The following is a 24,494-nucleotide window of genomic DNA, read 5'->3' as shown; positions in this document are numbered from 1 at the left end:
ACCAGAAAGGGAGCCCGGTGCCAGATCGGTACGATCCCAACTCCGCCGCAAACCTCGACAAGTTCGACAACGCAGGCGACCCGTCGACCGACACCTGGGCCACCCTGGTCACCCACATCACCGGCTATCCGGTGCCGGACCGCAACACCATCTTCGACACGCTCCGTTCCGAACACGGCGGCAAGCTGTTCCGGATGGACATCCCCGAGCGCAGCCTCTCCCTGCTCGTCAAGGACTCCGGGTTCCTGACGAACAAGGGCGAGGACTACGACATCTGGTTCTTCGACAGCGGCAAGAAGCGCTCGATCATGCAGGCCCGCATCGTCTTCGAGGGCCGCGTGAAGGTCGGCGAGGAGATCATCTTCGCCGGTCCGGGCTCGGACAACGTCCACGACGCCCAGGTCCGTGAGGGCAACGAGTTCACGGACTACAACAAGGACAAGATGAGCACCATCCCGCTCGCCCGGTACATGAACGGGCCGCGGGCGGCGCTCCTGGCCCTGCTGGGCGGCAGCACGGCGGACGCCCGCTTCAGCAACCTCGGCGTGCCCGGCGCCGACGTGGTGGACCTGAAGTCCTTCACCACCACGGGCGAGTCCTTCGACTTCGCCGCCAAGTTCTTCAAGGACCACGCGGTGGTGCTGAAGGACTGGGAGGACCGCTTCGGACGGGACGACGCGAGCTGGAAGGGCGAGGCGGCGGAGGTCTTCCGCATCCTGCTGAAGAAGATCCGCGAGAACTACGACAGTTACGTGGAGACCTTCAACCAGAACCCCGGCTCCGGCAGCGAGACCGGCACCGGCAACACGGTCTACTCGCGCGCCCTCTCGCTGGGCCGCAAGTACCTGGAGGACTCCGCGACCAAGCTGCTGGAGGCCTGGCTGGCCTGGGCGAAGTCCCCCTACTACGACCCGCACCAGGTGCTGCGCTACGTCCTCGACGACCTCGCCCAGTGGGTGGACGCCAACAACGTCGCCAAGACCGACATCAAGTCGACCAGCACCCGCTACACCACGACCGTCAGCCACAGCCCGCAGGCCGGTTTCTCCCAGGTGCACCCCGAGTACGGCGACCTCACTGACATCGCGAACTGGGCGAAGGTCGGCGACAAGGCCGTGAAGATCTGGAGCCAGGGCGTCGACGAGTTCCTGGGCAAGCCCGCCGCCCAGGTGCAGTCGGCCCTGAACAATCACTTCCTCGACCTGGGTGACGACTTCTCCGACAACGTGCCCAAGCCGAAATCGACCAGTACGGCCTCGGAGGAGTACGAGAAGAAGCAGCTGGAGGAGGAAAAGGAGGAGATCAACCGGCAGAACGAGGAGAACCGCAAGTACCAGGACGAGCTGCGCGCGGAGCAGGAGCGCCAGCGCGAGGAGGACCGCAAGTACCAGGAGGAGCTGCGCGAGGAGCAGAACCGCCAGCGCGAGGAGGACAAGAAGTACCAGGACGAGCTGCGTGAGGAGCAGAACCAGCAGCGCGAGGAGGAGAAGCGACTCCAGGAGGAGCTGCGCAACGAGCAGAACCAGCAGCGCGAGGAGGACCGGAAGTACCAGGACGAGCTGCGCGAGGAGCAGCGCCGTGAGCAGGAGGAGGCCCAGCGCGAGGCCGAGGAGCAGGCCAGGGTCATGCAGGAGAGCCTCGGCGGCCTCAACGACCCCAACGCGGTCACCGAGCAGAACCTCGGGAGCCTCGACGACCTGCTGGGCTCGAACAACGTGGTCACCGAGAGCCCCGGCGACCTCGGCGACGGCCAGCAGTCCCTGACGGACCAGCCTCCGACCACCATGGACCTGGGCAACCTCGGTCCCGTGAACGTCGGCGGCGGCCCCCTCAGGACCCCGACCGGCGGCAGCACCCAGCTCAACGACGGCAAGCTCACCACCGACTTCCCGGACGGCAGCAGCACGAGCTTCGACCCCGACAGCGGGACGCTGACCACCACGCATCCGGACGGTTCGACCACTACGACGGATCTGGGTGACGGCGTCAAGGTGACCAATCCCGACGGGTCGGTGACCTCGCTGGGTGACGACGGCAAGCTGACCACGACGTTCCCCGACGGCACCACGCAGACCGTCGACCCGGCCACGGGGCAGACCACGACCACCGACCCCGACGGCACCACCACCACGGAGGACCTCGGGAGCCTCGGCGACCTCAACAGCCGCAACAGCTTCGGCGACCTGGGCGACCTCGACCTCGATCTGCCGACGCAGTCCGACGGCGACCTCGGAGACCTCGGCGACCTCAACAGCGACCAGGACGTGTTGGAGACCCCGACCGGTGGGCAGACCGAGCTGGTGGGCGACGACTTCGCCACCACCTTCGCGGACGGCAGCAGGGCCGTCTTCGACCCGGACACCGGGATGCTCACGACCACCGACGCCGACGGGTCCACCACGACGACGGACCTCACCCACGGCGCGAAGGTGACCAATGCGGACGGCTCCACCACCGTCCTCGACAACGGCCGGCTGACCACGACCTTCCCCGACGGCAGCACCCAGGTCATCGACCCGGACACCGGCATCGCCACCGTCACCGACCCGCAGGGCAACACGGAGACGGTGAACCTGCACGACCTCAACTCGTCCGGCGGCCGGGACGGTTCACCCGACCTCGACCTCGAGAGCCTCGGCGGCCTGGGCGGCCCGAGCGGCGACGGCGCCACCACCCGGGACCTGTCCCCGTCCGATCTGGGTCTCGGCGGGGGCGTCGGCACCGGTGCCACCGGCGGGGGTCTGTCCGGGACGGACGCCTTCTCCCCGGACGGCGTCGCGGGAGGCGGTGCCGCACCGCTCTCGGACGGTGCCTCCGGCGGCGCGGGCACCCCGCTCGCCCCCATGGCAGGGGCCCCCGGCGCGCCCGGCATGCCCGGCAGCCCCGGCATGCCGATGGGTGGCATGGGCGCGGGCGGCATGGGCGCCGGCGGCGACCGTGGCAACGGCGAACGGGTACGCGCCGTCCTGGTCGACGCGGCGGAGGAGAGCGAGCGTCGCAACCGCAGGCGGCGCAACCCGTGGAACCGCCAGGAGGACTCCGACACCTTCCTGACCCCGGCCTCCCGGGTGGCGACCACGGGCGGCGACTCCCCCGAGGAGGAGGCGGAGCCGGGCCGCAGGGCGACCAGTTCCGCGGACTACCTCGAGGAGGACGCGGACGTGTGGGGGACCGAGGAGGGCGGCACCCCGGCCGTCATCGGACGATGAGTGCCGCGCGGAGACGTATCCCACCCGGCCCCGGCTTTCGCGACCGTGCCCTCACCAGGCAGGATCAGGACGACAGTTGAGGGCGATCGACTGAGATCGACAGAGACCGACGGAGACCGACGGAAAGGGGCGGGAGCGCCGTGACGGAACCGCTGGAGAAGCGCCTGGAAAAGGCCATGGCCGAGCTCCAGGCCGCCCAGGAAGCGGTCGCGCGCACCGAACGGGAACTGCGGCAGGCGTCGTTCGCGGTGCTCTCCTCCGACCGCGCGGTCCGCGCCACCGTGGGCCCGCAGGGCGAACTGGCCGGGATCGAGTTCCTGGAGCACAAGTACCGCGACATGTCCCCCCAGGAGCTGGCCGCCAGTGTCCTGGAGGCGGCGAACGCGGCGCGCGTGAAGATGAACCGGCACGTGATGAAGGCGATGGCGCCCTTCACCGAGCCCAGCGCCGACGTGCCGGAGCTCAAGGGCTTCGAGCTGGACTGGGAGCGGATCTTCGGCCCCGAGGTGCTGCGCGAGGACGAGGACACGGAACGCGAGGACCATGCGTCCCCCGCCTGGCGGGACGCGCTCGGCGAGGACGGGGAGGACTGACGATGGGACAGCGCTACTACGTCGACCCACACCGCATCGAGGCCCTGGCGAGGCAGCTGGAGGAGATCGGCGACCTGGCCGGCAGCATCACCGAGGAGTTCCTCGACGAACTGGCGCCCACCGTCCGGTGGCCGGGCACGGAGGGCGAGTTCGCCGAGAAGGCCAAGCCGCAGGAACAGAAGGAGCGGCAGACGACCAAGGAGACCATGATGTCCATCCGCGACGCGCTGGTGGGCATCACGGACGCCACGGTCGGCCAGGTCCGGATGATGAAGGACACCCGCGACCGCCACCTCGAGGAGATCGAGCGGGGCAACAACCGCATCGACACCCACGGCGTGAACGGTGACGGCGGCCCGGGCGGGCATGGCCGCCGCTGACCCGCGCACCGCCGGCCGCTCCCGCACCGCGCCGGGAGCGGCCGCTCCGTCCTGCCCGCACGGTCTCCAGGACGGCCCCGGATGAGCCTCCAGGCATCGCCCGAGGTCAACGCGATGATCTTCATCCTCACCGGGGAGAAGCTCATCGACGCCGACGAGGACCTCGCCTACGAGAGCCGCCGGCCCTACTCCGGCCTCGGTCGCAAGCTCGACCGGCTCTCCTCGCTGATCGACAAGTCGGTCCACGACATCGCCGAGGTGATGCCCGACGACCTCTCCAAGTCGTACGCCAGGGCGATGGGCATGCTCATCGACGACGCCGGCCGGAACTACCTGCGCGACTTCGCCGAACAGCTCGACAAGATCGCCGAGGGCCGGCGCAAGACCTCCATGGACATCATGGAGTCCAAGTGGCAGGTCATCGCCGAGGTCATCCGGCTGCTCATCGAGATCGCCATCTATCTGGCGATGTCCTTCTTCACCGGAGGTCTGTCGGCCAGCCAGATCATGATGGCCAAGCTGCGCAGCCGCTTCCTCATCCTCACCACGCTCAGCCATCTGCTCCAGCGGCTGCACATAGCGCCCTCGCTGACCGAGGCGTTCGCCGAGGCGTTCACCACCTTCGCGGTGCGCCTCGCGATGATGAACTTCGCCCCCGACGGCCGCCGCCCCGACGGCTTCGACTGGAACGACATCCTCAAGTCCGCCGCGTTCGGTGCCGCGGCCGGCTTCCTCACCAGCATCTTCGACAACTTCGCGAAGAACATCGTCAAGAGCTACGACCACAAGTTCCTGAAGAACGGGCCGGACCTCGACTTCAAGAACAACCCCAACTGGCGGAACAACCCGGACCTCGACTTCAAGAGCGACGGCCCCACCCCCAAGCCGGACCCCGGTCCCGGTCCTGGTCCCGGCCCGAACGACCGCCCCGGCCCCACCCCGAACGGCAACGGTCCCCACCTCACGAACAACACGCCACTGACGTTCCGCGACGGCCCGCTCTCCTTCCGGAACAACCCCGACCTGTGGCGCAACAACCAGATCCTGCGCAACAACGCCGACCGCCCGGGCGCGCTGGCCGGCCACTACGGGCTCAAGGGGACGGCCGACTTCCTCGCCGCCGGCGCCGGCGAGGCACTCGCGGAGATCCTGATCAAGGGCGCCTTCGACGGCGACTGGTCCACCAACTGGTCCACCTTCGTCGGCGCGGGCATCAGCAGCCAGGTCGAGGCCACGCTCACGGACACCGCCCTGAACAGCGGGGCCGAACTGCGGCACGTCATCGACACGTTGCGCAACCAGCCGCCGCCCACCGTCTCCGCCGACACGGACGGGGACACGGACTCACGGGACACCACCGGTTCCACCCGCTCGCAGGACGGCGACGGCGCCGACCGCACCGGCGGTCCCTCGACCACAAGTTCCACCGGCGGCGCCACCCCCGCGAACACCGGCGCCGACTTCGCGCAGGACCCCCCGCCGTACACGCCGCAGGACCCGCCCGCCTACACCACCCAGGACCCGCCGCCGTACTCACCGGGCACGCTGCCCGTCACCGCCGCCGAGAACGCGCTGTGGCAGCAGGTCCACAACGGCCCCGCGGAGGTCCGCGAGCAGGCCCTGCGCGACCTCGCCGCCCTGCGCGGCGCCCAGCCGCCCGGCAGTACGGAGATCGGCGTCCGCGACGGCCTGCACACCGACCTGTCGCAGCTGCCCGAGGTCAGGGTCGTACCCGCCGGGAACAGCCCCGCCGCCGAGGTCGACGCCGACCAGGTCCGCCGCGCCCTCGACGCGTTCGGTACGCCGGTCACGGTGGAGACCCCGCTCACCTCGGACGTCGAGGTGTCCGGGCAGGACGAGCGCACGTCCGCGGTGCCGGGCCCGGGGACCGGCGGCCCGGTCGCCTCCCAGGCCCCCACCGGCACCACCACGCCCGGATCGGGCACCAGTACGCCCGGCACGGGCACGGGCACGGGCACCGGCGGTTGGCCGGGTACCTCCACGGATTCCTCGACCCCCGTCGCCGCCTCGGAGTCCACGACCTCCACGTCCTCCGCTCCGGAGAGCATCTCGTCCACGGAGGTCGACTCGTCCACGGCGGTCGACGCGTCCACGGAGCCCGACGCGTCCACGGCGAGCACGACCTCCACGGACACCACCGCCCCGTCCGACCTCGCCGCCGCTCCGCCCAAGGTGGGCACCACCGGCTCGTACACCGCGCCCGACGACGTGAACGCGACCAGCGACGTACGGGACACCGGCGACGCGCGTGACACCGGGCACGTGACCTCGGCGCCGCCGCTGACGATCGTGGTGTCCGAGGTGCCGCCGCCGGGGGAGGGGGCGCCGGAAGCCGCCGACCTGCTGGACCGGGCCGGCACGGACCGGGCCGTGGTGCTCGGGCCGGCGGGCGCGCCCGACGGTGCGGGACGCCCGGTGCGTGCCGCCGTGGAGCTGACCCGCGAGAGCCCCGGCGCCCCCGTCCGGGTCCGCCCGCTCACCGCTCCGCCGCTCCCGCCGGCGCCGGACGGCACCCCGGAGGACACGCGCACCGCCTTCCCCGGCGCCGACGTCCTGCTGCCGCTCGCCGATGCCCTCGGCACGGCGGTCCGCCCCGTCACCCTGAGCGACGCGACGACCGACGGCGAACCGGTGACCACCCCGCAGGCCGAGCCGCCGCCGAAGGCGCTCAAGGTGGTCACGGAGACCTCCACCCCGGTAGCCGGCGACGGCACCGCGCAGGACTCCACCGTCCGCGCCGAACCCCCCGCCGTCAAGCTCGCCGCCCTGTCCCGGCCCTGGACCGAACCGGCCACCGACCTGCACCTGGAGTCGGGCCACGAGGACGGCGAGGACGACGGCGCTCCGCCGCCCGCGCCCACCACGCCGGACCAGTCCATGCCGGACCAGTCCGCGCCGACCCCCCTCGTGGCGGCCGCGCCCCCGCCGCCGGCGCGGATCGTCGTGCGGCCCGCGGACGACACCGGCACCACCGACCAGGGGAACGGCCCCGCCCGGACCGCGCACGAGCCCGCCGTCACCACCCTGGACGGCCTCACGGTGCCTCTCGCGCAGATACGGCGCTGGGTGCCGGACGCGGCCCACACGCCCCGGCCGGGGCGTGCCGTACAGATGTTGACCATCTCCCAGGGCCCGGCCCAGGACGACACGGCCCACGGCGCGGCGCGGCGGGCCCTGCTGGGCCAGGACACCTTCCGCGGTGTGCGCACGACCTCGGCGCCCCTCCCCTCAGCTCCCCCCACCACCGGTCCCACCGACCCCGATCCCCCCGCGCCCCGCACGGTGTTCACCGGCCCCCCGGCCCCGCTGCCCGGCTCGGGCACCGAGCGCGGCGCCGACTACTTCGCCGGGCACGGCACCCCCCGTACCGTCACGCTCGGCACCGACGACGCGGCGCACCCGACCGTGAAGGTCAGCGGTGTGCAGCTCGGTGAGGTGCTCAAGTCCTGGGCGCGGGACGACGATCAGGACCGCCCGCTGGTGCTGTTCTCCTGCGAGACGGGACGGCAGCCCGAGGTGGCGGGACTCCCGGTGGCGCAGCACGTGGCGAACCGCACCGGTCGGCCCGTGTACGCGCCGACCACCGAGGTGGGCACCGCACGCGACCGGGACGGCGACGTCCGCGCGGTGCTCACGGAAGGACCGGACGGGCCGGGCCGGTGGCGGCTGTTCACCCCGGAGCCGGGCGGCTCCGACCTGGACGGGCTGGCACGCGACGCCGGCCTGCACGCGGGCCCCGAGCCCGCCGACGCCTTCGCCCGGGCCCGTACCCTCCAGCAGATCCGCACCCTGCGTGAGGCCCTCGGCCCGGACGCCGAACAGCGCCCCCAGAACCGGGAGTTGCTCGCGGGGCTCGCCTACGTGGACGGCCTGCGCTGGCTCAGCCCCGACACCGCGGCCCGCTACGGCGACGGCCGGATGACCCCGGACCTGCTGCGCCGGATGGTCGTCGACCGGCGCGGCACCACGGCGGGCGCCACCTCCGACCCGGCGGCCGACCCCACCGCCGAGGAGTACACCGGATTCCTGCGCGCCGCGGCCGAGTTGCGAGGCACCGCCGGAGGCGGGACCACGCTCGACGCGCTGCTGCCCCCGCCGCCGCCCGCCCTCCCGCCGCACACCCTGGTCTCGCCGGAGGACGTGCGGGGCCTCGCCTACGCGCCCTCCGCCCAGGTCACCTGGTCGCTCTCCAGCACCCCCCTGCCGCTGTCCGAGCTGGCCCTGAGCCCCGAGGACACCGCCGAACTCGCCCGCCGCAGACCCGACCTGGCACCCGCGCCGGGCCGCCCGGAGAGCCTCGCCGAGGACCTGGACCTGTTCAGCAAGGGTGCCGCCACGACCCCCGACCCGGCGGACACCGTGCACGCCGACGGCCTCGCCCTGCGGCGGCTGGACACCCGCGCGGACGGGAACTGCCTCTTCCGCGCGCTGCTCGACAGCGCGCGCGGCCAGGACGTACCGCCCGCCTGGGCGGCGCGGAACGTCGCGGGGCTGCGCCGCCTGCTGCGGGACCGGATCACCGGGTCCGAACTGGCCGCCGCCGCCGCGGAGGCGACCCCGGACCCGGTGCTCGCCGTGGTGGACGACCTGCGGATGACCGCCCTCGCCGGGGTACGGGACGCGGACGCGCTGCGCCGGATCACCGAGCGCTGGAACCGGATCGCGCGGACGGTCGTCACCGACGGCGACGCCCGCCAGTGGCGGCGCATCCTGCGCGACAGCGGCTACCCGCATCTCGCCGACGTGGCGCCCACGCCCGCCGACGCGCGGCGGCTCGGCACCGAGGAACTCCTCGCCGCGGCGGCCGAACTCCCCGAGTTGTGGTCCTCCCCCTTCGCCGACCTGCTCCCGCAGGCGCTGGCGCACACCCTCGACCTCGACCTGCGGCTGGTCCAGCCCGACCCGCAGGCGCCCGGGACGACCACCCTCGTCACCACCCTTCACCCGGGCGGTCAGGGCGGAACTCTGCACCTCGCCTACAACGGCAGCGACCACTACGACGCCCTGGTCCCGGCCACGGCACCGCTCACCCCCGTGCCCGACACCGGCACCACCGGCCCCGAGCCGGTCACGCAGGTAACGGAGGACTCCGGCCCCTTCGGCGAGTGGCTGCGTGCCATGGGCGGGATCACCGACCTCGACACTCCCGCGCCCGAGACCCCCGACCGGGGCGACCCGGTGCCGCTGGAGACCCAGCTCGAACGGCACCGTCCGGCACGGCTGCTGACCGGCCCGGACGCCCGGCCGCCGGGCCCGGCTCCGCGTACCGTCACCTTCGAGGACGGCGGCAGGCTGCCCGCCGTACTGCTCAGCCCGGACTCCGCGCCGGGCGCCGGGAGTCCGGGCGGCCGTACCGACACCACCCCGACCGGACTCCTCACCGGCCCCGGTGTCCTCACCCTGCGCTCGCCCGAGCAGGTGGCCGCGGAGATCCTCGGGAAGCTGCCGAAGAAGCTGCGCGCCCGGTTCGACGAGACGGAGCTGCTGCGCCTGCTGACCGACCAGCCCGGCGCGTTCACCGCACCGCGCGGCGCGCGCCTCGTGGGCCGGGAGAAGTCCGGCGTCGGACTCGAGTTGACCGTCGAGGCCATCCCCTACCACCGCTGGGAACGCTTCTCCGACGTCGGCGGCGGCACCGTCCGGCTGGACACCATGCGGCGTGGCCAGGCCGGTACGGGCGGCGGGCGCAGCGTCGGCTACGGGCGCCGGATCGCCGCCGCGCTGAGCATGGGCCCGCCGCTCAGCTGGCTGCTGAAGATCGGCGTCTCGCTGGGCTGGACCCGCAGGACCGACTACACCCAGGGCACCCAGGCCTACCACCAGACCGAGTACCGCGCCGTGGAGGGCTCCCACCTGCACCTGGACGACGTCCACTACCGGGTGCGGGTGGACCGGGTCACCGAGGCCCCGAAGACCTCCGGGCCGGGCGACACCGCCCCCGACACCGCCCCCACGACCGCCCCCCGCTGGCAGCGCACCCCCACACACACCGCCGAGTTCGCCATGCGGGACGGGCTGAGCTGGCGGCTGCCGGACGACCTCACCGTGCCCTTCAAGGGCCCCCGCAGGGCGCCCGAGACGCTCACCTTCCCCGACGGGGTCGAGCCGCGCGTCGCCGACACCACCGCACTGCACCTGACGGACCCGCCGGAGGACCTCGCGCTCGCCGTCTCCGGCGCGCGGCCCGGCAGTTCGGCGCACCGCACGCTCGTCTCGTACGTCCGGCCGGGACGGCTGCTCGCCCTGTTCGGCCGGTTCTCCGGTCCCGTGAGCGGACCCGAACTGACCCGGGGGAGCGGGCAGCACCCGCTCGGGCACCTGATCGTCGAGCGGTCGATCCCGCACCGGGCCACCCTGGTCACCGAGTCCGTCAAGGCGGAACTGCGCGACCTCACCCAGACCACGTACCAGAACGAACGCGGCCACGCCCGCGACACCCGCTTCGGCATCCAGGTCACCGCCGGGCCCAACTACACCCTCGTCGGTCCGGAGACCGACGTACGTCTCCAGGGCGGTCCGCTGGTCCGCGCGGACCTCAGCACCGGACGGGGCCACTATCTCGGCACCGACGCGGCCCGCAAGACCACCGGACGCGTCCGCAACCACCCGGTGGCGCTCTACCGGGTGGAGCGCACCCTGATGGTGCGCAAGGCGGGCGAACCGGCCTCCGCGGCCCGCCCCGTCCGGGTGGTCAGCCTGGACTGGATCTCCACCCAGGACGCCCGCCGGCTCGCGGGCTGGGACAGCCGTACGCCCGGCCGGACGGGCCCCGACCCGGACGTCGAGCCGCCGGTGCCGTGGTACCTCACCCGCGAGGACCCCGTCCACCTCAGCGGCCAGGTCCGCGCCGAGGGCTTCCGCCCCGACCGCACCCAGAACGCCGTACCGGGCCGTCCCGCCCCACAGGGCCGTCCCGCCCCACAGGGCCGTCCCGCCCCACAGGGCCGTCCCGCCCCACAGGGCCGTCCCGCCCCACCGGACCCCATGCGGGCCTTCGCCGACTCGGTACTGGACACCCTGCACCGCTCGTACCCGTCGCTGTTCGTCCCGCCGCTGATGCTGCGGCACCCGCGACCGGCGAAGTTCTGGTACGGCGACGGGCGGATGCGGACCGCGCTGCACAACGACCGCCAGGTACGCGAGGCGCTCAACCGGCCCACCCTCGCGCAGAGTCTGGACGATCTCACCACCACCGGCGTGCCGGTCACCCTCACCGAGGACGGCAAGGTGCGCCGCGGCCACCACACACTGATCCTGCGGGCGCGCCTCTCCGACCGGCGCTTCGAGACCACCATGAGCGAACGCTCGCTGCGCAACGCCGTGATCGGCACCGAGATCTCCGGCCAGGGCCAGCAGGCGTCCACGACCCTCTCCAGCGGCGTCGAACTGGGCATCTCGCCCCGGGACCACGACAAGGTGCCGGAGGCCGGGGTGCCCCGCCAGACCGGCAACGTCTCCCTCGGCATCCGCTACGCCAAGACCGACCAGAAGGCCACCCGCAGCACGGTCGCGGTCACCCACGACCACCTGATGTTCCAGAACGGCGCCGACCTCTACAGCTACCAGGTGGAACTGGGCGCCTCCTTCGAGGGCCACCGGCGCCCCCGCGGGTGGGCCCGCCTCGCCTCCGTCGGGCTGCTCGGCGCCGGCGTCTTCGTCAGCAAGGTCGAGGAGCGCCCGCTGTTCACCCGGGGCAGCGAGACCGTGGGCCGGGTGGAGCTGGCCGTTCCCGCGGCGCACGGATCCGACCGCCACGCCCCCGCCGACCCGCCGCCCGGCGGCCCGGCGCCGGCGCCCGCAGCCCAGCGGCTCTCCGCCACCGAGGCCGACCAACTCCTCGACGGCACCCGCCCGCTGCCGAGAACGGATGCGGCCGACCAGCAGCTCACCGGCAAGCTGCTCAGCGCCCCGCACGTGGTCCTCAGCACCGAGGGCGGCCCCGCCCGCCAGCAGCTCGCGCAGGACACCGCCGACCGCGCCTCGGGCACGTCCTGGCACGTCGGCGCGCCCGGCGCCCCGGTGCGCACCGCGCTGCGCCGGGCGATGGCCAACCTCAACGTGGCCGGGCAACTCGGCCAGTACCTGGGGCCGTTCGGTGCCCGCGTCACCGGACTCAACGGCGCCGGGCCGCTCCAGACCCACTACCTGAAGGCCGCCGTCCGCGGCGAACTGCACAACCTGCGCGTCAAAAGCGACCCGAAGCCCGCCACCCTCGAAGCGACCATCGGCAACGAGCACCGCGTCGCCGCCGGCGCCAGCACCGTCTCCCGCACCACCCTCGGCCTCCAGGGCGCCGACATGCCCCTCCAGCAGGCCCCCGGCGGACCGCCGGTGGTCGGCTCCTACGCGACCGCCCTCCAGTACGCCTGGGGCAAGGGCCGCAGCGTCTCGCAGACCCTCACCCGGGGACGCAACACCACCCTCACCTACGCCGGGCGGATGTACCTGGTGGTCGCCGACGCGGCCGAGACCGTCGCCGTGCGGGACCGCTGGACGGCCGCCATGGGCGCGGTCGGCACCCGCGCCGGAGCCCGGATCAGCGGCGCGGCCGGCAGGCTCTCCGGGCGCCTGGGACGCGGCCTGTCCCCGCGCCGGGCCGCCGCCGCCCTCCACCGCGTCCGCGACGCGGTGATGTTCCACCTGCCGATGCAGGACGCCATCGAGACCGGGCTCGCCCCGGACGGCCTGGGCACCACCACGCCGCGCAACCTGGGCGGCGGCTACCGGCTGCCGCCCTTCCTGCGCGGCCGCCGCTTCCCCACCCACCCCAGCGGCCGGCTCGACGCCGGCCAGGCGGCACGGCAGCTGATGGGGCGGCTGGAGAAGATCGGCGTACCCTCGCACGACCGGGAGCAGGTCCTCCAGCGGCTCTCCCCGGACTTCCTCCGCGCCCATCTGCACGAGCTGACGACGGACAGGATGGCCCTGCCCGTCCGTCACCGCACCTGGTCGAGCCCGCCCCGGCTGCCGGTCGGCGGCAGCCCCGGACAGGTCCGGTTCCAACTGACCCCGGTCACCACCACCGTGGAACGGCTGCGCACCGGCATCGAGCTGGAGGACTACCGCACCACGGCCCGCGACGACTCCGCCGCCGGCTCCCAGGACCGCGGCGCCGACGTGACCCTCAGCGCCTCCGAACGCGCGGCGGGCGGCGGCGTCCTCGCTGCCGCCCCCTCGCTCCAGGGCACCGCCGCCAAGCAGCGGTCGAGCACCCGCACCGAGACCGCGGGCAGCACCGCGATGCCGAACATCGCCACCACCCAGGCGCACGCCGAGATCGTCACCAGCTACGTCCTGACCGTCACGATGACGGACGCCACCGGCCGGCCGCTCTCCCCGCGCGCCTTCGCCCCGGTCGGCAGCCTCCACGAAATCCTCCCGGCCGGCTTGCTCACCCCGGACGGCGACGGCGCCGACGGCGCGCTCACCGAACAGGACGTGCCGGAACCCGAGCGCGCGGTACGGATGCTGACGGCCGATCAGGCACGACCCGAGGGCATCTCCTCCTGGCGCGGCGCCGACGACCCGGACGTGCTGACCTTCGACGACCGCATCGGCTCCGGCATCCTCGCCGTGGACATCCGCGGAGCGGCCAACGTGCACGACGCCCTGACGCTGGCCACCTCCCGCGCCGACGGCCTCGGCGACGGCGACCTCGGCGAGCGGCACACCGGCAAGGTCCTCACCGAACGCGTCCGTATGGCCCGCCTCACCCCCCTCACCGGCCTGGGCACCGCCCCCGCCCAGGCCCAGCAGGAGGCCACCACGCAGGTCGGCCTGACCGCCGGCTTCCGCGAGGCGCTCGGCGCGAGCGGCACACCGCTGCCCACGCAGGCCTCCGCCCGCCTCTTCGGCCAGTCCCACACCGCCGACTCCCGCCTCTACGCGAAGATGCACCGCCGCGGCGCCCGGCTGCTCGCCGTGGAGAGCAAGCCGCGCATGGAGGCCATGCAGCGCACCAAGACCTCCGACGCCATGGAGGCCGGCATCACCGACGACGTCGAGGGCACGGTGGGCACCTCGCCGCTGGCGGGCAACAGCAACGCGGGCGTCACCAACCCGGGCGCGAGCGTCCCCATCGGCGGAGCCAACGACGGGACCGCCCTCAAGGGGACCGTGGACACCACCCTCGGCACCCACCTCAAGGTCGTCACCGACCGCAGCATGCTCTTCGCCGTGCCGGTGAGCTGGCTGACGGTGGCTGAGGTGGACCACCGGGTCACCGACAGCCGCCCGCTGCACGCCCTCGGCAAGGCCAAGCGCGGCCCGCGTGCCGCCGAGGCCGAGACCACCGCCCTGGTCTGGCTGCGCGAGGACATCGCACGCGACCACGGCCTCCTGGACGACACCACGTTCCCCGACGAGGTCGGCGCGGCCTGGGACGACATGGCCAAGGCGGCCGCCGACCTCGCCGCGGCCGACAAGGGGTACTACGACGCCCGGGCGCGGGCCCGGGAGACCTGGCTCGACCTGAGCGCGGAGGAACAGGCCGCGCTCGGCGACGACCACCCCGACCGCCCGACCGTCCTGGCGCAGGCCATGGCACAGTCCCCGGCCGTCGCCGCCTGGCAGGCCGCCCGTGAGGACGTACGCCGCTGGGAGGAGCGCGCCGGCGCGGTCGCCGCCGACCACCACCGCCTCCACCTCGCCGCCACCCGCCTCACCGCCCACCACCAGGGTTCGGCCACGGTCCAGGTACCGGACCGGCCGCAGGCGTACACGACGCCGGACTGGCGCTCCGAGGCACCCGAGCCGTACACCGTCACCGACGGCACCGGACCCGGCCCGCGCACCCTCGCCTCACCCGACGGCACCACCGTGCGCGAGCTGCACGACATGCCGCACGACGGCGCCTCCTTCTTCCACGCGCTGCTCGCCGCCGCGGAAGCACGGGGTCGGCTGCCCCATCTGCTGGGCAGCGGTCTCGCCGATCGCTTCACGGCCGCGCCGGGCGACCCGGCGGTCACCGAGCAGGCCGTCCGCGCCGCCCGCGACCGCCTCGCCTGGGCGCTGGGCGAGGACAGCAACACGGACCTGCTCGACGCCCTGGCCCTGGACGCCGCGGACACCTTCACCCAGGACGAACTGGACGTCGCCGGGGTGCGGCTGACGCCGCCGCAGCAGGCCGAGTTCGACGCGTTCGGCCGCCTCCCGCAGACCTTCTGGCCGACGCCCGCGCAGCGCGTGCGACTGGCCACCGTGGCGATGCTCCGCCCCTTCACGAGCGAGCCGCACCCGGACGCCGGGCGACCGGACGGCGAACCCGCCCCGCCCGAGCGCCGCGCGGGCGACCACGGCGGCGCCGACCTGCTGCCCGCCCTGGCCGCCCGGGTCCTGGGCACCCCGCTCACCGTGGTGACCGGCGAGGGCCACGCGCAGCTGTTCCTGCCGCACGGCACCGACCCGGCCGCCGTCGACCCGGCCGGCGATCCGGTCCTGTTCACCGCCGACGGCTACTTCCACGCCGCCCTCCCGCCCGGCACCCCGCCGCCGGTCGCCACCGCGCTTCCCGCTCCCACGGCCACGACGGACGGCGGCACCAACGCGGTGACCACGCCCGCCACTTCGGGGCGGCCGCCCGCGCACCGCAGCCACGCCACCCCGCCATGGCTGCCGCCCGCCGACGGCGAAGGACCGCGCTACCGCCTCGCCCGGGACGGGGTCCTCACCGCACCCGACGGCGCCACCTACACCCAGGGCACCCCCGCCGGGCGCGGGAACGGCTTCTTCGCCGCGCTCTCCACGGCCCTGCGCCAGGCCGCCGACCAGCCCGGCCTGGACAGCCACGAGGCGACGAGACTGCGCACCCGCGCCGGATCCCCGCCCGCTCAACTGATGCGCCTGAACGGCCTTCCGGGCGACCCGGCCGAGCGGGACTCCCTCTTCACGCCCCCACCGCTCCGGCAGCGCCGAGGAGAGGCGGCGCCGACCAGCCAGGCCCGCGACGGCCACCTGCGCCGCCACCTCGCCGACGCCCCCTGGGGACCCGACGCCGACCGCGCCGTCGCCCGCTGGGCGGCAGCCGCGACGGGCACCACCGTCACCCTGGTCGAGGAGAACGGCACCGCGCACACCTACCCCGGCCCGTCCGGCGAGAGCGGCCCGCACCTGCGCCTGCGCCGCCGCGGCGGCGACTTCGTCCCCCTGATCCCGCGCACCCCCGCACCCCGGCCGCCGGGGAACGAGCAGGACCCGGCCGCCGTCCCGCCGCCCCCGTCCCCGCCGGGCGGCGACACCCCCGGCCTGCCCGCCGACGAGGAGGCGCTCGACCTGAGCACGCTGTCCGGGAACGCCCCCATCCCGGACCTGGGCGCGGAGTCGGACGCGGAGACGGACGCCGAGATGGACCTCGGCTCCGACGACGACCGGGACGACGGCGCCGACCCCGCGCCCGAGGAGACGGCCGTGCTCACCGGCCCGGAGATCGGGTTCGCGACGGAGTTCGCCGACCTGCTGACCGAGCCCGACCTTCGCGTGGACGCGCTGCTGGACGTGGTGCGACGGCGCAACGCCCGCCTCGGCGGCTACCCGGACGTCGCCTTCGACAGTGCCTTCCACGAGGTCACGGGCTTCGGCGTACCCGAGGCCCTGGACCTCGCCGAGCAGCACGGCAGGCTCCGGAGCGAGGAGTACGACGCCCTGCGGGAGGCGCTCGGACTCGGGACCGGCGGCCCCTTCACCCAGACCCGGCCGACCGGCACCTCGCCGCGCGACCGGGAGGTGACGCTGCGGATGCTCGACCGGGTGGCCCGTCTGGTGAAGGACGTCCTGCGCAAGGAGAACCGGCAGGCGGACGCCCAGGTCACCCCGCACATCGCCGTGGCCCTGCTGCCGGACGGCTCCCTCGGCATCGCGGGCAACACCGGCGCCAAGGCGCTCACCGGCGACCAGGCGGCCCTGGTGGAGCAGGAACTGCGGTGGTTCGTCACCGGTCAGCAGCCGGCGGGGACGGCGCAGCAGCGCAAGGTGGAGAAGTGGCAGCAGGACGAGCGCGCGCACCGCGAAGGGGCGGCCCGACTCGAACAGCGCCGGGCGGAAGTCGACCAGCGGGACGAGGAACTGACACGGCTGCGGACGCTGCTCGACGAGCGGTACGAGGCCGGGGACTGGAACGACCAGCTCCAGCAGCAGTGGGACGCCCTCCCCGAGGCCACCGAGGCGCTGCGTCAGGACCACGAGCGCCTGGCGGCCGACCAGCGGCAGTGGCGCCGGGACGAGGGCTGGCTGGCCCGCCGCCGCCCGGCGATGGCACGCGAGATGCGCGACCGCACCAAACTGCGCGCCCTGGCCACCGGCTGGTACCGCCTCTACCACCCCGGCTCGCCCGAACTCGACCTCGTCAAGCGGGCGTTGGCCAACCCGACAATCCTCAACGTCAGGGGCCGGGACGAGGCCGAACCGGCCGTGTCCTACGGCTCCGAACACGGTGAACTGACGTTGCTCGGCCACTGGATGGAGCACTGGCGGCGCCACCCCGGCGACCCGGCCGCCCCGCGGACGCTCCCCCTGGGCGGCTTCAAGATGGCCTGTGCCGCCTGCGACCTCGCCTACCAGGCGGTCAACGAGCACATCGGGCGCCCGCTGGGCCACCGGGTACAGGCGTCCGGGACCCACGGCACCTTCTTCCCCGGCTGGCGCATGCCCCAGTGGATGCTTCAGCACGCGGGCCTGAGGGAGTACATCAGCGACCACGCGGAGAGCATCGGCGCGACCCTCGACCACAACGGCGTCCTGCACGGCGAACGCTCCGGGACCGGGGACCCGCAGAACCCCGACGCCTCGTCCTCCGAGTACGAGTCCGGCGGCGAGGAGATGGAGCTGGACGCCGCGACGGACGACACGGCGCCGAGCACGATGGCGGTGGGCCCACGCCTGCCCCGGAACCGGTCCACCGAACCCCCGGCGGCGACCGCCCCGACCCCCCGGGGCCCGCGGGACACCCGCCCGCGTTTCGTGGTGCGGTCGGGCTTCGACGCCCGCCGCTTCCCGTACCGGGGGGAGCGGGTCACCGACCTCACGGTGCGCCTGGCGATACGGGGCCCGGAGGGTCAGGCGGCGCACGTCCGCGACCAGCTCGACGCGGGTGTACGCGACCTCCTGAACGACCCCGCGTACCGGCTGCCGAACGGTGACCGTCTGCACGTGACGGTCGAACACGTCGATCCTGCCGGGAACCCCCACCTCACGGTGGATCTCGCGGGCCGGGACCGGGCGATGGACCAGAACACCTGGTGGGCGGACGCCGACCCGGTGCACCTGGTCCACGAACTCACCCACCAGTTGGGCCTGCGCGACGAGTACCGCGACGCCGACGCCCCGCACCGCCCGCACATCCCGGGCAGTCTCCTGGGCGACCCCGACGCGCCCCCCGAGGACTCCTCCCTCGCCGCTTCGGGCCTCCGAGGCCGTCACCTGGCGCTGCTCGGCGCGCTGGTGGGCGAGATGACCCCGGCTCCTGAGCAGGACACGGAGCAGAGCTGGGCCGACGCCCGTGGGGCGACCTCCCCGATGCTCCGCGAGTCGGTGTGGGTGGACCCGGTCTCCTTGCCGCGGCCTGCCGACGGCACGGACACCGCAGAGGTCCCGGCGCACATGATGCAGACGTCGGCCCTGACGCCGTTCAGGTCGGGGGACTTCGAGTTCACCAACCTCAAGCACACGGACGACCGGTACCGCGACAAGGCGATCCGGATCATCGAGCTGCTGCGCAAGCACGACACGATCCGGGACTACATCGGCACCCGCCCCTGCCGCATCACCCTGCACCTGCGCACGACCGAGACTCCCGCCGACGTGACCGACCTGGGCGACGAGGGCGTGCAGATCAACCTGGCCAGCTACTACTTCGAGAAGTACGACATCGGCTACATCATGGGCATGCTGGCCCACGAGATCGGCCTGCACCCCCTCGCCTCCCGGGACACGAACATCCCCGACGAGGAGTCCATGTTCGCGGGCGTCCCGCTGACGGTGCCGGGGCTGGCGGACCTCAAGAACCCGCGCACCATGAACACCGAGGGCGCGGGGCAGGCCGACCACGTCATGGCGGCGTTCCCCAGCAGCACCAGGCACCGCACGTACCGCGACATCGTCGCGAGGATGGCGCATCTCCTGGCGGAGGAGGCCGCGGCGGGCGAGGAGGGCGCGAGCACCAGGGACGTCACCGATCTGATCGACTGCTACCTGATGGACCTGGCCACGATCGCCGTCACCAACGACAACCGCAAGAGCGCGGCCTGGGAGCCCCGGTACACGGCGAGGGTCTACAACGCCTACAAGGAGCTGTTCGCCGCCCAGCTCGCGCAGGACAGCCCGGTGCGGCCGCTGCTCCCCGCGGACAAGGGCATGTTCGGCGTCACGAACAACTTCCTCGGCCTCGGTACGAGCTTCACGTTCAACAACCAGGGCGACAGCATCCAGACCGTCGGCCCGCGACTGCCCCGGCCGGACTCCGGCACGGAACCGTCGTCGCGCGCGCCGAGGCCGCGGGGCCCCCGTGACAACCGCCCCCGTTTCGTGGTCCGTTCGGGATTCGACGCGCGCAGGTTCACCTTCGACGGCGAGCCGGTCACCGACCTCACCGTCCGTGTCGCGCTGCGCGGCACGGACGGACAGGCGGCCCACGTGTTCGACCAGCTCGACGCGGGTGTCACCGAGTTCCTGAACGAGCGCCGCCATCGCCTCCCCAACGGTGACCGACTGCACGTCACCGTCGAGCACGTCGACCCGTCCGATAACCCGCACCTGACCGTCGACCTGGTGGACCGGGACCGGACGATGGACCAGCACACCTGGTGGGCCGACGCCTCCCCGGTCCAGCTCGTCCACGAACTGAGTCACCAGCTGGGCCTGCGCGACGAGTACCGGGACGCCGACGCCCCGCACCGCCCGCACATCCCGGGCAGCCTCCTGGGCGACCTCGACGCGCCCCCCGAGGACTCCTCCCTCGCCGCTTCGGGCCTGCGCGGCCGGCACCTCGCCCTGCTCGGCGCACTCGTCGGCAACGTGCCCCCGCAGCCTGGGCGGAACGGGGAGCAGACCTGGGAAGCGGCCCGCACCGCCACCGCACCGGTCACCCGCGAGTCCGTCTGGGTCGACCCGGTCTCCCTGCCCCGACCCGCCGACGGCACGACGACCACCGAAGCCGCGGCCCGCATGCCGCAGACCGCGCCCCTCACACCGTTCCGGTCGGGGCGCTTCGAGTTCACCAACCTCAAGCACACGAACGAGCGGTACCGCGACAAGGCGGTCCGGATCATCGAACTGCTCGGGGACCACCCGACGATCCGGGACTACATCGGCACCCGTCCCTGCCGCATCACCCTGCACCTGCGCACGACCGAGACCCCGGCCGACGTGACCGACCTGGGCGACGAGGGCGTCCAGATCAACCTGGCCAGCTACTACTTCGAGAAGTACGACATCGGCTACATCATGGGCATGCTGGCCCATGAGATCGGCCTCCACCCCCTCGCCTCCCGCAACCGGGACATCCCCGACGAGGAGGCGATGTTCCGGGGCATTCCGCTTCCGGTGCCGGGACTCGCCGACCTGCGGACGCCGCGCACCATGAACACGGACAGCGCCGGCCAGGCCGACCACATCATGGCCGCCTTCCCGAGCAGCACCCGGCACCGGATCTACCGCGACATCGTCCTGAAGACCGCCGACATGCTGGCCGAGGCCGCCCGGGACGGCGTGGAGGGGGCCAAGGCCAAGGACGTCACGGACCTGATCGACTGCTATCTGATGGACGTCGCCTCCATCGCGATCACCAGTGACTACCGGATGAACGCGGCGAAGGAGCCCGGCAACACCGCCAAGGTCTACAACGCCTACAAGGCCCTGCTCGCCCAGCACGTGGCCGAGGACAGCCCCGCCCGCCCCCTGCTCCCGCCGGACAAGGGGCTGTTCGGCGTCGTACGGGACTTCGCCCAGCTCGCCACCAGCCTCGCGACCAACAACCGCGGCGACAGCATCCAGCAGCCCGCCCCGGCGGACGAGGCCGTACCACGGCTCCCGCGCCCCTCCGAGCCCCCCGCGCAACAGACCGCGTCGCCCACGTCCCCGTCCCGCCGTGACAGCCGCCCGCGTTTCGTGGTGCGGTCGGGCTTCGACGCCCGCCGCTTCTCGTACCGGGGAGACGGGATCACCGACCTCACCATCCGCGTGGCGCTGCGCGGTACGGACGGCCAGGTCGCGCACGTCCGCAAGCAACTGGACACGGGCATACGGCAGTTCCTGAACTCCCCGGCGCACCGCCTACCCAACGGCGACCGCCTGAACGTGACCGTGGAGTACGTCGACCCGTCCGATAACCCTCACCTCACGGTGGATCTCGCGGGCCGGGACCGGGCGATGGACCAGCACACGTGGTGGGCCGACGCCTCCCCGGTCCAGCTCGTCCACGAACTGAGTCACCAGCTGGGCCTGCGCGACGAGTACCGGGACGCCGACGCCCCGCACCGCCCGCACATCCCCGGCAGTCTCCTGGGCGACCTGGACGCACCCCCCGAGGACTCCTCCCTCGCCGCCGCAGGCCTCCGAGGCCGTCATCTGGCCCTCCTCGGGGCGCTGATCGGGGACGTACCTGCGGCGCCGGAACCGGCCACGCGGGAGCAGACCTGGGACGACGCCCGTACGGCGAGCGCCCCCACCCTCCGTGAGTCGGTCTGGGTGGACCCGGTCTCGCTGCCCCGCCCGGCCGACGGCGCGGCAGAGGTGCCGGCGCACATGATGCAGACGCCCTTCAGATCGGGGAACTTCGAGTTCACGAACCTCAAGCACACGGACGACCGGTACCGCGACAAGGCGATCCGGATCATCGAGCTGCTGCGCAAGCACGACACGATCCGGGACTACATCGGCACCCGCCCCTGCCGCATCACCCTGCACCTGCGCACCACGGAGACTCCCGCCGACGTGACCGACCTCGGTGACGAGGGCGTGCAGATCAACCTGGCCAGCTACTACTTCGAGAAGTACGACATCGGCTATGTGATGGGCATGCTGGCCCACGAGATCGGCCTGCACCCCCTGGCCTCGCGCCGGACGGACATCCCCGTCGAGGAGTCGATGTTCGAGGGGGTCCCGCTCATGGTCCCGGGCCTGTCGGACCTGAGGACGCCCCGCACGATGAGCACGGAGGGCGCCGGGCAGGCCGACCACATCATGGCCGCCTTCCCGAGCAGCACCCGGCACCGGATCCACCGGGACATCGTCCTGAGGATGGCCCACGACATGGCGCGGGAGGCCCAGGCGGGGGAGGAGGGCGCGAAGGCCCAGGACGTCACCGATCTGATCGACTGCTACCTGATGGACCTGGCCACGATCGCGGTCACCAACGACAAGCGCAGGGACGCGGCCTGGGAGCCCCGTAACACGGCCAAGGTCTACAACGCCTACAAGGAGCTGTTCACCGCCCAGCTGGTCGAGGACAGCCCCGTAAGGCCCCTGGTGCCTCCGGACAAGGTCTGGTGGAAGGTCACGGGCAACTTCCTCGGCCTCGGCGCCAGCTTCACGTTCACCAACCGCGGCGACAGCATCCAGCAGCCCGCCCCGGCGGACGAGGCCACCCCACGGCTCCCGCGCCCCTCCGAGCCCCCCGCGCAACAGACCGCGTCGCCCACGTCCCCGTCCCGCCGTGACAGCCGCCCGCGTTTCGTGGTGCGGTCGGGCTTCGACGCCCGCCGCTTCTCGTACCGGGGAGACGGGATCACCGACCTCACCGTCCGCGTGGCGCTGCGTGGTACGGACGGCCAGGTCGCGCACGTCCGCGAGCAACTGGGCGCGGGTATACGGGAGTTCCTGAACACCCCGGCCTACCGCCTGCCCAACGGCGACCGCCTGAACGTGACCGTCGAGTACGTCGACCCGTCCGGGAACCCGCACCTGACGGTGGACCTGGCCGCCAGGGACCGGGCGATGGACCAGCACACCTGGTGGGTGGACGCCTCCCCGGTCCAGCTCGTCCACGAACTGAGTCACCAGTTGGGCCTGCGCGACGAGTACCGGGACGCCGACGCCCCGCACCGCCCGCACATCCCGGGCAGCCTGCTGGGCGACCTGGACGCGCCGCCCGAGGACCCCGCCCTCGCCGCCGCCGGGCTGCGCGGCCGTCATCTCGCCCTCCTCGGCGCGCTCGTCGGGCACGTGACTCCCGCCCCCGAGCCGGTCACGGAGGGGACCTGGGACGACGTCCGTACGGCGAGCGCCCCCACCCTCCGTGAGTCGGTCTGGGTGGACCCGGTCTCGCTGCCCCGCCCGGCCGACGGCGCGGCAGAGGTGCCGGCGCACATGATGCAGACCCCCTTCAAGTCGGGGAACTACGAGTTCACCAACCTCAAGTACACGGACGACCGCTACCTCGAGAAGGCCATCCGCATCATCGAACTGCTGGAGGCGCACCGGACGATCAAGGACTACATCGCCGGTCGCCCCTGCCGCATCACCCTCCACGTGCGGACGACGGAGACCCCGGCCGACGTGATCGACCTGGGCGACGAGGGCGTGCAGATCAACCTGGCCAGCTACTACTTCGAGAAGTACGACATCGGCTACGTGATGGGCATGCTGTCGCACGAGATCGGCCTGCATCCGCTGGCCTCCCAGAACGGGGACATCCCCGACGAGGAGATGATGTTCCAGGGCGTCCCGCTCACCGTTCCCGGCCTGACGGACCTGAAGGCGCCGCGAACGATGAGCACGGAGGGCGCCGGGCAGGCCGACCACATCATGGCGGCCTACCCCAGCAGCACCCGGCACCGGATCTACCGCGAGATCGTGGTGGAGATGGCGCAGGTCCTCGTGCGAGGCGGGACCGGAAGCGCCGCGACCAAGGATGTCGCCGACCTGTTCGACTGCTACCTCATGGACGTCGCCTCCATCGCGGTCAGCAACGACCACCGGCTGAACGCGGCGACGGAACCCGGCTACACGGCACGGGTCTACAACGCGTACAAGGAGATGCTCGACGCCGCACTGGCGGCCGACCCCACCCTCCTGACGCTGCTGCCGCTCCTGCCCGCGAACAAGACCATGTTCGGCGTCATGAACGACTTCCGCCGCATCGGCACCTCCGTCGCCCTCAACAACCGGGGCGACAGCATCCAGCAGCCCGGCACGCCCTGACCCCCCCGGCCCCTGCCGCGGGGCCATCGGGCCCGGTTCCCGACGTGCAGGCGATGAGGGCCGCGGATAGGCTTTTGCGCAGCACGTTGTATCTCCGGGCGGCCACGGCCGCCGGTCGCTTCGCACGCGACGCCCCATAGGCCCTGTGGACACCCGACACC

The 24,494-nt window shown here is 73.1% G+C and carries 4 protein-coding genes; all 4 read left to right on the top strand.

The window, feature by feature from the left end; genetic code table 11:
- Positions 1-17: 17 nt before the first annotated feature.
- The 4 genes from ACFV6X_RS02015 to ACFV6X_RS02000 all read left to right on the top strand — a co-directional run bounded on the left by ACFV6X_RS02015 (position 18) and on the right by ACFV6X_RS02000 (position 24,333).
- Positions 18-3,209: an AAWKG family protein gene (locus ACFV6X_RS02015; RefSeq protein ID WP_385376211.1), complete on the top strand. Its 3,192-nt coding sequence runs from the start codon at positions 18-20 to the stop codon at positions 3,207-3,209.
- 140 nt (positions 3,210-3,349) lie between these two features.
- Entirely contained in the window at positions 3,350-3,802 is a 453-nt protein-coding gene (locus ACFV6X_RS02010; protein ID WP_385376208.1) for a YbaB/EbfC family nucleoid-associated protein, read from the top strand.
- 2 nt (positions 3,803-3,804) lie between these two features.
- Complete coding sequence (locus tag ACFV6X_RS02005; RefSeq protein ID WP_385376205.1) at positions 3,805-4,182, top strand: hypothetical protein; 378 nt, start codon at positions 3,805-3,807, stop codon at positions 4,180-4,182.
- Positions 4,183-4,263: 81 nt separating this feature from the next.
- The gene (locus tag ACFV6X_RS02000) at positions 4,264-24,333 is read left to right on the top strand and encodes a hypothetical protein (protein ID WP_385376202.1); all 20,070 of its coding nucleotides are present in this window, start codon (positions 4,264-4,266) and stop codon (positions 24,331-24,333) included.
- The last annotated feature ends 161 nt before the right edge of the window (positions 24,334-24,494 follow it).

The sequence above is a fragment of the Streptomyces sp. NPDC059861 genome, from assembly GCF_042731435.1.
Taxonomy (GTDB): Bacteria; Actinomycetota; Actinomycetes; order Streptomycetales; family Streptomycetaceae; genus Streptomyces.
The sequence above is the reverse complement of the archived record's forward strand: the minus strand, read 5'-3'. Positions and strand labels throughout refer to the sequence as shown.

Excerpts from the sequence above, each read along its gene's own strand:
- ACFV6X_RS02005 (WP_385376205.1), top strand. The coding sequence starts at position 3,805 with ATGGGACAGCGCTACTACGTCGACCCACACCGCATCGAGGCCCTGGCG.
- ACFV6X_RS02000 (WP_385376202.1), top strand. The coding sequence starts at position 4,264 with ATGAGCCTCCAGGCATCGCCCGAGGTCAACGCGATGATCTTCATCCTC.